Origin of the sequence: Telmatocola sphagniphila (assembly GCF_018398935.1) — a bacterium.
Lineage (GTDB): Bacteria > Planctomycetota > Planctomycetia > Gemmatales > Gemmataceae > Telmatocola > Telmatocola sphagniphila.
On the sequence record NZ_CP074694.1, the window covers coordinates 2,291,578 to 2,306,379 of the forward strand.

Here is a 14,802-nt window from a genome sequence, read left to right on the forward strand (position 1 = left end):
TTGGGCTAGGCTCGCAGCCGAGTGACCGAGCTATTTTTTTTTGATCCAGGGTGCCAGCGGGGGAATAGTCTGGAAGATCTGCTGTTCTCGATAGTCACTCGGAGGATCAAATTGGAATGCGTCGGCAGGTATCTGTGGATTCCAGTCGAAGTTCGAATACTCTCGGATAATTGAATTGCTCTGCGACTGGGAACAAACTCGAATTCGCACGGGGTAGTGAGTTTTCGAATCGAGCCAGACGAGCCAATCGCCCTTCAATCCCAGAGCCGTGCCGTCGGTAATGGCATACCGGAAGGTCGTGCGGCTAGCGATGTTTTCAGATTGTTCGAAAACCGGCTTTTGTCGGATCAGCTCCTCCAACTGGTCTCGGAGATTCAATGACATGGTGTCGAACGGAGCAATCGCCCCGGTTCGTGCCGCTAGATCGACCGTTTGATAGGTCTTGTTGTAGCCGTTCAAAATGAGCAGACCGGCTTGTTCCCAATCTATGAGCCAGGCCATCTGAGCAGGACCTACTGTTTTGACCTGAACTTGTTTATCCCGGATGGTCACTTCGTCGATTTGATCGGCCATCGGCGAAGTCGTTTTGACTCGATATCGTACGCTCCCCGCTCGCTTGACTTTCTCCACGGCCTGACTGAAAGCAAATGCCGTATTTTGTCCACCCAGAGAGAGAATTATCACTAAGGCGGCTGCGATGGAGCCAACGGCAGCCAAACCGATGTAGTGCCTAATCTTACGCTGCCGGTTTTTTCGCGACTGAACAGCGATTTGTTGGTTGTGGACAGGTATCGCGATCGAACTAAATAAAGTCGCTGGTGGCGCCTCGGGTATCGGCAAGGATTGAACAGCTTCGATGGCTTGATCGAGTATATCAGGAGAACCAATTTCGTTACGTTCATTCATGGTAACATCTCCTTCTGCGGAGCAAATGACAAGAGTTTTTCTTTCAGAATCGCCCGCGCTCGATGCAACAGCACGCCGACGTGAGAAGTAGTCAGTCCCAATTCTGCCGCTGCCTGCTGATTGGTCAGCCCTTCCAGACAGACACGGCAAAATACTTCGGCCTGAACAGAATCGATCTCCGCCAAGGCTATTCGCAAGTGGTCCGCCAGCTCTGTTGCCTGGGCCTGTTGCCCGGGTTCAAAAAGAGAAGGATCCTTGGGTAAGTTAACGGGCAGAGTTTGGGTTCGCTGCCGAACTCGAATCCGGCTCCGCAAAAGCATGAGTGCTTGGCGGGTCGCCAGCACCGAAAGGGTCGAAGGCCAATTTCGAATGTTTTCTTTAGCTTCGAACTCGACGGCCGCCAGAAAGGTCTTTTGACAGGCATCTTCCGAGTCGGCCTGATTTCCCAGTACGCGATAGGCACAACGCCAAACCAGGGCGCCATGCTCGCGAATGATAGCAGTCCAGTCCGTCATCCGATTTCCGCCACAAGACTATCCGGTTAGGCAATAGAGATGTTGCCGCAGAACCGGAGCACATTACAACCATTTTCAGAAAAAGAATTCATTTTGTTATCTGGTATCGCTCTGCATTACACAGTTGAGGCCCAAAAGAATCAGATAATTTCTGGGATGAGTAGATATTCTCAAGGAGGGTAAACATTCGAATGATATAAAACCTGTAAAACTACAGATTTTTTCCTGTTCAAAATCGTGTGTTTGAAACCGAGAAAAGGGCTTGGGATCACTTCAGAGGGAACGAACGAGACTCCCTAACTTTCCTATTTTAAAGATATTTTTATCATTGGGTCCGAGTAATGGGTGTGCATCCGAACTGCCACGGCGACAGACCCCAAGTTAAACTTTGCTCGGTGATGGATTTGGTATTGGGTAAAGAGTGATCGATGACTGAGCAGGAATGGACATGTTCCACCGATTGGCAGACATTGATTCAATATTTATCAGGATCCCTACATTTCAGCGAACGAAACGCGACTCTCGATATCTGTGCAGGGCTGGGCGCCAACGGGAATCTACTCAACAAAACTGTTCATATGCGGCTGTAGAAGTAGCGCAGCGGGCAGCCGAGGGACGCGCAACAGAGAAAGAGATACATGACGCTCAATGGGCTGCAAAATGTCCGACTTTCAGTTGCGATTTCGATCCGGAATTTATCCGAAACCACAGCTAAAAATAGAAGAATCGCCAATGAAGTTAAACGTTTACTCGAAATGGGGGTGTTCAAGAAAGAGGATATTCAAAGTAATATTTCACTAGGCGAAAAAAGAAAGTTGATCGACTTGGAACTATCGCTTTGTTCGTAGAAACTCTGGAATGAACGAAGGGAGATCATGGACTTGATCAATCAGAATGCAAGAATCTACGTATGCGGAAAGGTCGCAAAGTTGCTCCGGCAGACCGAGAAGCTTCTAGTTGCATCGACATAGAATTCAAAGCAACAAGCGGCTCTGAATTCCAAAATGGTGCGCCGATTTGAAATCCAGTAGCCTGTATTTCGTAGTTGATTTTGCCTGAGCTAGATCCGTCTGCAATGGGTATCCGATCGCACAGCCAGGTAGTAAAAATAATTCTGTAGAATTCCGTTTTAAGTTCCAAACCCAAAACTTCCGAGGTGGGAAAACAGAGAGAATCGAGGGACTACCATGCGTTTGCGGGGATTTCCGCTTCATATGGAAAGCTTTCTTCGCCTGAAATGCCCGAGCATACTGAAGAATTTACACAGGCAGTGAGGTAACAAATGCCAGTTGTCGGTTGCCCTTCCTGCAAGCATAAAGCGGATATTCCTTCCCAATATCTGGGAAAGAAAATCCGTTGTAAACATTGCGATGCGGTCTTTGAGGCCGCAATCTGGGCCGACCCACCTTCCTTCCTCTCCACTAAGCCAAAAAAGAAATCGTCAGTAAAGCCATCTCAAAAATCTTCTGCACCCGAACCCATGGAATTCATCTACGACGAGGTCTTTGAGGGAGAACATCAGGAAGCACCTCCGAAAATAAACAAAAAAACTACTAAAAATCCAGAACCAACGAAACTCACCGAAATCGAAAGGATTAAAATTATCGAGGAGGACGTTCCAGAGTATGCACCTACTCCCCAACGGCCGAAATCCGACTGGGATCAATACAGCAAGCTGGCACAACGAAATGCGGCCGATTTGTCCTTATTAACTTTGGTAACATCGGGAGGACTCTATCTTGCAGCGATTCTGTTTTTATTCGTACAAATGTTCGTTGCTTGGGTGGGAATCGGATACTGGGGCTGGGCTGCCGAGATCGGCGGATGGTGCTCCTGTTTTTCGTGGTTTTTGGGAATCCTGGCGCCGATCTTAGCCCTCACCGGCCCCCGCAGACAAAAACTATTAACGATTACACTAATTACAATTTCCCTTTGGACTATGCACTTTCTGCTGATGACTTTGGTGGCCACGGGTACCCTGAATTTCGGTTCGCTAACTTTCGGGCAAGGAGTACGTTTCGAGCGTTCTAGTTTTTCCGTAACCGGTTATTTTTCTTTTATCATTTCGGCAGTAGAATTGGCGTCGATGCTATTCACTTCCGGATCCGTTTTCTCGGCAAAACTGGTGGTTCTCACGGTGCTTTTCTGTTTGATCGAAGTTGGGTGTCTTTTTAGCCTCGGATTATTTCTCGAAGCTTTGTATCGAACCATAAAGAAAGATTTTTATGGCGACGAAGCCAGAAACTTTTCGACGGCTTCGCTTTTGGCAAGCGGAATGTTGATTCTACTCGGTCTTTTTTTCGGCCTGATATTTTGGATGATGAGCCCTTCCCAGGAAAGTCTGTTCGCGAACTCGGGTGCGAGCTTAAATCCGGCCGACTTTCAGGCAAAGGTGACAGAAACGATGGATCGAGCTCTAAGCTATGGTAAACTTGCTCGGCATTTGAGCGTGATTATGAATTCCTTGTTGTATCTAACATTGACAGCACTCTGGAGTTACCTTCTCCGGATCACTCTCGAGATCAGGAGCTCGATAAAATGAATTCAATTTAGCAGCAAAATCGGCTCTGCAATCCATAAGTCTTGTTGCTTTTCCCTACCGAAATAGTTGGGTAGCCATATCCTTGTCAAAGAGAAAGTGTTTGAAGCTGACGCGGCTGAGAGAAGATTTGTAGCGGTATTTGAAGCTTCTGCACTACCGCGGTGAATGTGGATATTTTCGAGAAGATTACTCTGGGAGAAACGGAGCCCGGCTATTAGACTTGGCAAAAATAGCTGAAGGGTATCTCAATCAACCAATGCGAAAATATCGGAAGTTCAATAATCTAAGCGGCGGAGAAACGCCGCAAATCATCCAAGTTTTCAAGGTGAGCATTATCATTCTCCTTACCTTGAACGCAGGGGGCTTAATTGCGTATCTCGCACTTTCGGGCAACAAGGGCGATCATCCTCGCAATGGAGACGCCAACCCCTTCGCTTCCGTTCCCGAGTTTAAGATCAATCCGCAAACCTTCGACACAAAGATTAATCTTGAAAAAGCTTTGTCACAAATCCCGCAGTCAAAAAATCAGACTCTTTCGAAGGCCAGCCTCCAAATACTTCGTCCAGGTATGACTCTTGACGAGGTTGAAGTCCTTCTGGGCGCTGGCAAGCAAGCCAACAAAGAAGATATCAAGATAGCTTTCGGAAATGGATCAATCAAAGGGGCGGTTGATGGGCCACCGGAAGATCAATGGATGAACAATGCTCAGAAGTCAGGAGTAACTGCATGGTACCAATGGCGTGAAAATGACTCGAGTATTTTTGTTGGTTTCGCGATAGGAAAACGTAGTGGTAAATTGAAAGCTTTACTCAGTTTCTGGGTCGAGAGATTCAGTGTGAGTGGGGGCTTATACGGGTTTCGAACTGACGCCGGATTTTTGGCGTTCGGCGATCCGGATCAGATCACCGATGCCCGAGACGCCGAGAATCGCAAAATCAATGATCCCAAATGGAAAAAGGGAGCTGCACGACAGTTGCTCCTTGGGCGCTGGCAAGATTCCATCCGACGGATATGTGAGTTTAAATCGGATGGCACTCTCAAAGGATATGCCCAGGGAAATTCGATTTGCACTTTTCGATTTATCGATGAGGATCATATCGAGATTACTATTCCAGAAACTCGAATGCAACCGGGAAGGATTCTGCGTCATCGGGTACTAATCAACAAAGAGGAATTGTTGCTTGTTTGGGAACTCGGCAACCAAAATGTGTTGTCGGAATACAAACGTGCCAAGTAAGTCGAGGCTGGAAGAGCTTTTTTGTCAGATTCAAGCTCCCATACTTGTAGAAAACGTCGGACTGCACTCTGGGGCGACGCTATCTCTCAGAGACAGCAGCAGGGAATTCGAGGCAGCCTGAAGAGGTAATCCGACCGCGGAGATACTTTTCCGATGCAGCGCTTCTTTGCGATTTTGAACGAAGATCTTTGGCACCTAGTGGAATATCAGCCGAGAGAGGAGGTAAAATGAAGTCCCTGCGGATCGATCGGAGTATTACGCAATCGAATTAGAACGCTTTGAGTCTGAGATAAAGCACCTCGGAGGGGCCTGAAAGAGCACACCAAAATAATTAACTCTCTGTCCGCGAAAGTAAGCTGGAGCTCAGCTTTCTGCAAATGAGAAATGATTATGCTGATTAACTTACAAGCGAGTCAGGAAAATAAGCAAATTCACGCAGTAAAGTCGATCAGGCTCGAAAGAATCAGCTCAGCTGTTAGCATTGGAATTACATAGTTTCCGAAAGGTCTACTGGTCCTTGATCGGACAGTTCGATCCCGGCTTCCAATCCGGGCGACAGTCATTTAACGAAAGACCTGACTGTAAAAGGTGAGGGCTTGATTGTCTTAAACGGAAGATATTACTGATCCCGGTACCTTCGGAGGAATCGGAATTTTTGAATTTCGTCCACGATCTCCCCAGCATCGGGCTCTGGCCAAAAGCAATTGAAGACCATTGCCTAGCAGCATTCGAAGAGGAAGATTTCGATCAAACGGAATAGTCGGAGAAAAATCTTTGCGGAAGGAATCCCACTTCGGTTCAGCTAGCTGGGTCTTCCACCATGCTTTCTTAATAGCCATCTTTTCAAGATCAGGCGGCCTGAGTAATGTAGCAGCGGGTTTGGAGAATCCAAGAAGTCTTATCGGGGCCATCCCTAAGGAATTCCAAGGGATTCAGAATCGGCTAGATGCAAGTAGGAGAACTTCTATCCAACTGACTCTCTGCTGAGACTTTCCAACCACTTTGTACTGAATAATGAGCCCCAACAAACAGAAGAAAAAACATGATCGAACGCAGGCGGTTGGTCGAGGAAATCCAGAATTACGCCCAGAACATAGTAGACACCGTGCGCGAGCCCTTGTTAATCCTGGATGCCACATTGAGAGTTCAGTCCGCCAATCGAGCTTTCTACCAGACCTTTCAAGTGTCCCCGGGAGAAACCGAGGGGCATCTCATTTATGAATTGGGCAATGGTCAGTGGGATATTCCCGATCTTCGGACCTTACTCGAAGATATCGTGCCGCAGAGTTCCGCGTTCGATGACTTCGAACTCGAACATAGTTTCCCGGCCATCGGACGACGAGTGATGTTACTGAACGCTCGCAAGCTTCAGGCCGGACACCACGGCGAACTACTGGTACTCGCCATGGAAGATGTAACCGCGCGCAAACATGCCGAGGAAGCACTACTTAAAGCGGGGGCTCTCCAGAGCGCGATCTTCAACAGCGCCAACTTCTCGAGTATCGCTACCGATGAAAAAGGAGTCATCCAAATATTCAACGTCGGGGCCGAGCGTATGCTGGGTTACCACGCCTCCGAAGTCCTAAACAAGATTACGCCTGCCGACATTTCCGATCCCCAGGAAGTCATCACTCGGGCCAAAGCTCTCAGCGTCGAACTGGGGACGAAGATTACGCCGGGCTTTGAAGCGCTCGTTTTCAAGGCCGCACGAGGTATCGAAGACATTTACGAACTGACTTATATTCGCAAGGACGGTACGCGATTTCCGGCCGTTGTCTCGGTCACCGCTCTGCGGGACGATCAAAGCGCCATCATTGGATATCTACTGATCGGCACGGACAATACGGCTCGAAAGCAAGTGGAAGCCGAACGTATGTTGCTGGATCAGCGGGTCCGCGACCAACAATTCTACACCCGTTCGCTGATTGAATCCAACATTGACGCCCTGATCACCACCGATCCGCGTGGCATTATCACCGACGTGAACAAACAAATGGAAGCTCTGACAGGTTGCTCGCGGGACGAATTGATCGGGGCGCCCTTCAAAGACTATTTTACCGACCCGGAACGAGCCGAGGCGGGTATCAAACTAGTGTTAAGCGAACGCAAAGTGACCGATTACGAACTCACCGCGCGGGCCCGGGACGGCAAAGAAACTGTCGTGTCTTACAATGCGACGACCTTTCACGACCGCGACCGGAAATTGCAGGGGGTTTTCGCAGCCGCACGAGATGTAACCGAACGCAAGCGTTACGAACAATCCCTGCAACAAGCCAACCGCGCCAAAAGCGTTTTCCTGGCGAATATGTCTCACGAAATCCGAACTCCTATGAATGCCATCTTAGGGTTCTCTCAACTTATGCTTCGCGATCCGGAACTCACCCCCGTTCAATCTCAGTATTTGGGAACCATCAACCGAAGTGGCGAGCATCTCCTGGCACTGATCAACGACATCCTCGAGATGTCCAAGATCGAAGCCGGGCGCACTACCCTGAACCCCTCTACCTTCGACTTACTGGTTCTACTCCAAGACCTGGAGATGATGTTTCGCGTTCGTACCGAAGAGAAGAAGTTGACTTTTTCGATGGAGATGATCGGCGAAGTGCCTCAATACATCATCACCGATATCAACAAACTTCGCCAGGTGTTCATCAATGTAGTCGGAAACGCGGTGAAATTTACGGAGCAAGGCGGAATTGCTTTACGTGTGAGTGCAGATAATGCAGGGGAGAAAGAACCAAATTTGCGGGTTGAAATTGAAGACACCGGGCCGGGCATTTCGATTGAGGACCAAGATAAATTATTCCGGCATTTCGAACAGACTAAGACCGGTCAGCAGGCCGGAACGGGCACAGGTCTGGGATTGGCCATCAGTCAGGAATTCGTGCGCTTGATGGGCGGAGCGATCACCGTTAACAGTCAAGTGAATAAAGGAAGTGTTTTCACCATTCGCCTGCCGTTGAAGGTAGGTGAAGCCCAATCGGTGGAAGCTAAAGATAAGCCCCGTCACGTCCTCAAGCTTCAACCCGGACAACCCGCCTGTCGTGTCTTGATTGCCGACGATATCGAGGATAATCGCCAGCTTTTGGTACAGCTTTTAACTCCCGTCGGTTTTGAGGTCCGACTAGCGACCAATGGATTTGAAGCGGTAAAGCTTTTTGAGGACTGGCACCCTCACTTGATTCTGATGGATTTCCGCATGCCTGAAATGGACGGCCATGAAGCCATACGTCGAATTCGTGCCAGCACCCGCGGCGCAGAAACCAAAATAATCGCGGTGACTGCCAGTGCTATGGATGAGAACCGCCAACAGTTAATGGAGATCGGGGCGGATGATTTCATCGGCAAGCCGTTCCGGGCGGGAGATCTGTTCCAGAAAATCCACGCTCAGGTCGGTGTCGAGTATATCTATGCAACAGATCTAGTATCGGACTCCTCCGAACAATCTGCGGAACTTAACTTCTCCTCGCTGGCGGGTTGGCCCCCAGAACTCATTTCGTCCCTGCGTGAGGCAGTGATCACGGCCGATTTTGATCGATTGCTCGAGAAGATCGGAGAGGGAGATTCCCTTGATCCGGACACCTCGCAACAACTCCGTCGATTGGCGGAGAGCTTTCAGTACCAGAAACTTCTTGATCTCTTTGGCACGGAGATTCTCTCTTGAAAACGGAAACTTCAAAAAGCGAATCGGGAAACCCGGTCAACATCTTGGTCGTGGACGATGCTCCCGCCAATCTCCTGGTGTTAGTCGGCATGCTCAAGGAACGAGGATATCGAGTCCGCCCGGTACCCAGTGGCAAGCTAGCGCTCTTGGCCGCACGTCGCGATCCACCGGATCTCATCCTCCTCGATATCAATATGCCGGAAATGAATGGCTATGAGGTTTGTGAAAAGCTAAAGGAGGACGATGCTCTGAAAGGGATTCCAGTCATCTTTATCAGCGCGCTCACCGAACCCTTGGATAAGGTAAAAGCATTTGCGCTCGGTGGCGTCGATTATCTGATCAAGCCGTTTCAGATGGAAGAATTGCAAGCTCGGGTCGAAACGCATTTGAAACTTCGTCAGCTACAAATCGAGTTAGAAGCGGCGAACGCCAGTCTGTTAAAGGCGAACGACCGAATGACCCGCGACTTGCGAGCGGCCGCCAAGATCCAGGAAATGTTTCTGCCACGCGATTTGCCCCAAATGCCGGGGGTTCAATTTTCCTGGCTCTACAAACCCTGTAACGAGTTGGGAGGCGATGGACTTAACGTGATTCCTCTCGGCGATGGCCAAGTGGGACTCTATCTTTTAGACGTCAGCGGCCATGGCGTAGCCGCCGCCCTACTCTCCGTTTCCTTAAGCCGTCTGCTCTCCGCCCCCTGGGAGCCCTCTTCGATTCTGATTCGAGATCGCAATGTTGGTCTGGGAAACAATATTACACCTCCGAGCGAGGTAGTTGCCCACCTGAATAGGCTCTTCCCATTCGATCCGGCCACTGAGCAGTATGCGACAATGGTTTATGGCATTCTGCATGTAGAAAGTGGAGTTTTCCGCTATGCCTCGGCCGGTCATCCGGGACCAGTGCATATAAAAAGCAGCTCGCAACCCGTGCTATTGGAAAGCCAGGGAGGCCCCATCGGATTGGCGAATGACCCCTACGAGGAACGGTCGGTCCGATTGGAATCGGGCGATCGCCTGTATATCTATTCCGATGGCATTCCTGAAGCAATGAACTCAGCCGGCAAACAATTTGGCTACGGAAGGCTTCTGGAAACAATTGGTCGAGGGCTCTCGGAACCGCTAGATGTAAGTGTTGCCAATCTTCAGGGGGACATCACCCGCTGGCAGCAAGCGGAACTGCCCCAAGACGATATTTCAATACTCGCGATCGAAATCTTGGCAAGATAAGGTTCGCGTAAAATAGTGAGGCACCCATCGTCACAACCCCGCAGGCCCCGACGGTTGTGGCTCTCAGTAAATCCTGGCGGCACTCGGTGGGAAATTTTCCATCTCAATGAAATCCGCCAGAATGCTCGCGAAGAGTGGCCGTCTCCGTCCGACCGTGATACAACGCCTAAACCTTTTATCAAACTACCAGGAATCCAATCCATGATCTCGCGCTGTTTCGCGCTCATTGTCGCGCTCGTCTTTCCCCTCGCGGCGCTGGCTCAGAACCCGGCCGACTATCGACCCGCCGCGTATGCGATCCGCGATGCGCGAGTTGTCGTGGAACCGGGTACGGTTTTGGCGAAGGCCAGCATCGTGATTCGGGACGGTCTGATCGTCGCGGTCGGCCCTGACGTGGCCATTCCCGCCGATGCTGCGGTCACGGAAGGGAAGGGGTTGACGGTTTATCCCGGCTTCATTGATGCGGGGAGCCAGCGCGGTTATGATCCGGCTTTGCGACGATCACAAACGGGAACTCCGTCGGTCCAAGACATGGCCGCCGATTCCCTCGCGACGACCAAGCCCGATAACCGCAAGGGCCTGACTCCCGAGTTCACCGTCCACACTGCGCTTAAGCTCGATGAAGAATCGGCCGCACCCTGGCGCCGCGTCGGCTTTACAGCCCAGCTAGCTGTTCCGGACGTCGGTTATTTCTCGGGAACCAGTGCCCTTGTCAGTTTGAGCGGAGCCGTGCCGCGAGACGCCACGCTTCGCGCCCCGGTGGCCCAGCATTCCCGCTTTGGACGAGTTTTGGGTACCGGATATCCCGTTGCCTTGATGGGGATTGTCGCGCATTGCCGCCAAACCATGCTCGATGCCGGTTGGCTCAAGCGACAATGGGCGGCTTTCGAGGCACGCGGCCGAACCGGAAAACGACCTGCTTCGGACCCCTGTCTCGAAGCTCTTTGGCCGGCCCTCGACGGGAAGTTGCCGGTCGCCTTTGAAGCAGATACCGCCGACGAAATTCACCGATCGCTGGATTTTGCCCGCGAATTTGGTCTCAAGCCCATCATCGTGGGTGGCCGCCAGGCCTGGAAAGTCGCGGATCGCCTCCAAGCCGAACACGTCCCGGTTATTCTCCGGCTCGACTTTTCCACACCGAACGATTCAGACGCCGGACTCCCACTGCGGGTTCGCGAAGACCGCGAGGCTTTGCGCAAGCAAGAATATGGTTGCGCCGCTGCGCTGCACAAAGCGGGTGTTCGCTTCGCGTTCATGACCCAAGGACTCAGCGGCCCTCGTCCGGAGGAAAAGTTTCGCGAAAACCTGGGAAAAGCCATTGAAGCAGGCCTCAAACCGGAAGCGGCGCTCGCCGCACTGACTCGCGATGCCGCCGAAATTTTGGGGGTCGCCTCCCAGATTGGAAGCGTCGCCAAAGGCAAATCAGCCCATCTGATGATTTGCGAAGGTGATTACCAGAACCGGCAGAGCAAGTTTCGTTTTGTCTTTTCTGATGGAATTCCGTTCGACTTGGAAGCGAAGAGTCCCTCTCCGCCGCGAGCGGATAATCCCTCGGAGAGCCGACCAATGGGCGCCCGAAGGAACCGTTCGGAGGATCCCACTCCCGCTTCCCCAACGCCCGCCGCCGTTCCGAAAACTCGGCCTGCCGGTTCGTCCGCGGCCGCAAACCCCGACCGAACCGTCCCGCCTTTTAACGGCCTGGGGCTTCGATTGCTGATGCCGTGGCTGGACGCGCTGGATTCTCTGGTGACGGAAACGGAGTCGGACCGAGTGCCGAAAATCAAAACGGGCGGTGATGTCCTCATTCGCGGAGCCACTATTTTGACGGGCACTGGTAAAAACCTCACCCGGGCCGACCTCCTGGTTCGCGGAGGAAAGATTCGGGCTATCGGCCCCGACCTGGCCATCGAGAAGGGGGTCACGGTCATCGACGCCGACGGTCTGTTCATTATGCCGGGTATCATCGACACCCACTCGCATTTCGCCATCAGCGGGGGCGTCAACGAGATGTCGCTCTCCGTTGTCCCCGAGGTTCGGGTGCGCGACGTCATCGATTCTGAAGACGTTCAAATTTATCGCGCCCTCGGCGGCGGCGTCACTACCGCCCGGCTCCTGCACGGCAGCGCGAATGTCATCGGAGGCCAGGACGCGGTCGTCAAGATGAAATATGGCCGATCTTCGAAGGAAATGCTCGTCTCGGATGCACCGCGCGGCGTGAAATTCGCCCTCGGCGAAAACGTCAAACGAACCGACGGACGCTTCCCGAATAGCCGACTCGGCGTCGAGGCAGTGATCATTCGAGCGTTCACGGAAGCTCGGACTTACCGCGAAAAATGGGAGGCCTACGAAAAGAGCAAAGGTAGTAACGAACCGCTGCCGGAGCCGCGCCGCGATCTGCGTCTGGAGGCGCTGGCGGAAGTTTTAAGCGGCCAAATCCGAATCCACTCCCACTGCTACCGTGCCGATGAAATCCTGATGCTTCTCAGCGTCGCCGAAAGATTCGGCGTTAAGGTACGGTCGCTGCAACACGTGCTGGAGGGGTACAAAGTCGCACCTGAAATCGCCGCGCACGGAGCCAGCGTCAGCCTCTTTAGTGATTGGTGGGCTTACAAGATCGAAGCGTACGACGCCATTCCCTTTGCCGCCCGCTTACTCCAAGACGCCGGGGTTAATGTATGTCTGAAATCCGACGATAACGAACTGATGCGGCACCTCAACCTGGAAGCTGCCAAATTGGTGAAGTACTGCCGATTTACACCCGAAGAAGCCCTTCACACGATCACTTTAAATCCGGCCCGTCAACTCGGTTTGGAATCGCGGCTGGGTACGATTGAAGTCGGCAAGGATGCCGATCTGGCGATCTTTAACGGCCATCCGCTCAATACTTACAGTCGCTGCGAAATGACTTTGGTCGAAGGAGAAGTCTATTTTCAACGCTCGGACAAATTGGTTCCAGCCGCCGCCGCGAAAGGGCCGCCGGCCGAGCAAACGCTCAAGTTCGCCGCGATTCCGCGGTCAACCAAAGGATCCTATGTGTTGCGCGGTGCAACGATCCATCCGCCCGGCAAGCCGGCCTTCGTCGGATCGGTGGTAGTCAGCGCGAACAAAGAAATCACACAGGTTATTGCATCCGAGGCCAAACTGGATGTGCCCGCCGACGCGAGCGTGGTCAATGTTCACGGCTACCACGTCTATCCGGGGATGATCGATGCCGGGACGGTCCTCGGACTCGTCGAGATCGACTCCGCCCGCGAAACGGCCGATTTTCGCGACGGGGGCGATTTTCAACCCGACCTTCGCGCCAGCATTGCCATTAATCCCGATTCGGAACTCATTCCCGTGACTCGGGCCAACGGAGTCACGACTGTCGTTACCCGACCGACGGGCTCACTCGTTCCTGGGCAAGGGGCCTTGATTAACCTCGCCGGCTGGGTTCCTTCGGAAATGGTGGTGGTCGATCCGCTGGCGCTGCACGTCGAGTATCCGATCGAACCGGTGCAGCGCGGCTTCAACCCGAATTGGCCGGCAGACGAAGGGGAAAGCGCGGTGGCGCGTGGCCGCCGTGATGAAAAGCTCAACCATTTGAAGGAACTCTTCGAATCCGCTCGGCGCTACGAAGCTGCCCGGAAGGCCGGATTGTCTCCCACCGCCAATCCCCGGTTCGACTCCTTGCTGCCGTATGTCCGCGGCGAAAAGCCGGTGATCTTCACAGCCAATCGCAAGGCGGACATTTTAGCCACGTTGAAGCTGGCGGACGAATTGAAGGTCAAGCCCATCATCAGCGGCGGAATCGAGAGCTGGAAGTTGACCGCGGAACTCAAACGGCGGGATGTTCCGGTGATCCTCGGACCGATCATGGCCCTGTCGCGCGAGACAGGAGAGCGGTACGATGCCTCCTACACCGCCGCCGCAAAGTTGCATCAAGCAGGTGTCCGGTTCTGCATCCGGTCTGCCGGGTCTAACAATACGCGTAATCTTCCATATGAAGCCGCGACGGCGGTTGCCTACGGGCTTCCGCCGGAAGAGGGACTCAAGGCGGTGACCCTCTACCCCGCCGCGATACTGGGGGTCGCGGACAAATTGGGCACGATCGAATCGGGTAAGCGTGCGAACCTCGTCCTCACCGATGGCGACCTGTTGCAAGCGTCGACGCAAGTGCTGGCGGTATTCGTGAACGGCCAACCCTACGAACCGACCAGCAAGCAGACCCGACTATTCGACAAGTATCGCAAACGCTTGGATGAGACGCAGAGCTCCACCGTCCCGGGAAATGACAAGTAATATAATTTGGTAAGCCTGAACTTCCCGAATTCCTCGGATTTCTCCCGTCTTCAAAAACCATAGGACTGGACCTCGGCCTTCTCGGGTCCACCGGACGGCTGGGAAACTTTTTTCCGATGTCTTGGACCGGCGGCTCAGGTGTTGCAGAGAGTTCGCAGCTGTAGCTCGATCTGACTACTTGAATGGTCGAGGGGGAGAGGAAACGTACGCGAAACCTAGAAGTTTATCAGCCGGGGTGCAGCGAAGAGCCATTGAATGCGAGAATCGGGCATCCGAAACTTCGAAGTTAGCTTGGCATCTAAACTTTGTGTACTTTTTTTTGGTGGGGAAGGCTTCAGCAGGACTTCAATTTTTTGATGCTAACTTTAGACCGCAAACCTGGCAATCCTATTGTGGATGAAGCTCAGCTTAGCGATAGGAGGCCGAATGAA

Annotated in this window: 8 protein-coding genes; 6 read left to right on the forward strand and 2 right to left on the reverse strand. The window is 52.4% G+C overall.

All coding sequences use genetic code 11. The features are described 5' to 3' along the window. Positions 1–30: 30 nt before the first annotated feature. Complete coding sequence (locus tag KIH39_RS09165) at positions 31–906, reverse strand: LolA family protein (protein WP_213499030.1); 876 nt, start codon at positions 904–906, stop codon at positions 31–33. Next, positions 903–1,421 (reverse strand): RNA polymerase sigma factor, encoded by a 519-nt coding sequence (locus KIH39_RS09170; protein WP_213499031.1) that lies wholly within the window; start codon positions 1,419–1,421, stop codon positions 903–905. Before KIH39_RS09170 ends, KIH39_RS09165 begins: the two co-directional genes overlap by 4 nt. Before the next feature lie 638 nt (positions 1,422–2,059). Between KIH39_RS09170 and KIH39_RS09175 the strand changes: the two genes are divergently transcribed. From KIH39_RS09175 to KIH39_RS09200, 6 genes are all read left to right on the forward strand, one after another. Next, on the forward strand, positions 2,060–2,269 hold the full coding sequence (locus tag KIH39_RS09175) for a hypothetical protein (RefSeq protein ID WP_213499032.1): 210 nt from the start codon (positions 2,060–2,062) through the stop codon (positions 2,267–2,269). A 434-nt stretch (positions 2,270–2,703) separates the two neighbouring features. Next, a complete protein-coding gene (locus tag KIH39_RS09180; RefSeq protein WP_213499033.1) occupies positions 2,704–3,963 on the forward strand; it encodes a hypothetical protein in 1,260 nt (419 codons plus the stop codon). Between the two features lie 139 nt (positions 3,964–4,102). After that, complete coding sequence (locus KIH39_RS09185) at positions 4,103–5,200, forward strand: hypothetical protein (protein WP_213499034.1); 1,098 nt, start codon at positions 4,103–4,105, stop codon at positions 5,198–5,200. A gap of 1,042 nt (positions 5,201–6,242) precedes the next feature. Beyond that, complete coding sequence (locus KIH39_RS09190) at positions 6,243–8,864, forward strand: PAS domain-containing sensor histidine kinase (RefSeq protein WP_213499035.1); 2,622 nt, start codon at positions 6,243–6,245, stop codon at positions 8,862–8,864. Then, positions 8,861–10,090, forward strand: a complete 1,230-nt coding sequence (locus tag KIH39_RS09195) for a PP2C family protein-serine/threonine phosphatase (RefSeq protein WP_213499036.1) — start codon at positions 8,861–8,863, stop codon at positions 10,088–10,090. The genes KIH39_RS09190 and KIH39_RS09195 overlap by 4 nt, the downstream gene beginning before the upstream one ends. A gap of 201 nt (positions 10,091–10,291) precedes the next feature. Further along, positions 10,292–14,371, forward strand: coding sequence for an amidohydrolase family protein (locus KIH39_RS09200; RefSeq protein WP_213499037.1), 4,080 nt, complete (start codon positions 10,292–10,294; stop codon positions 14,369–14,371). The last annotated feature ends 431 nt before the right edge of the window (positions 14,372–14,802 follow it).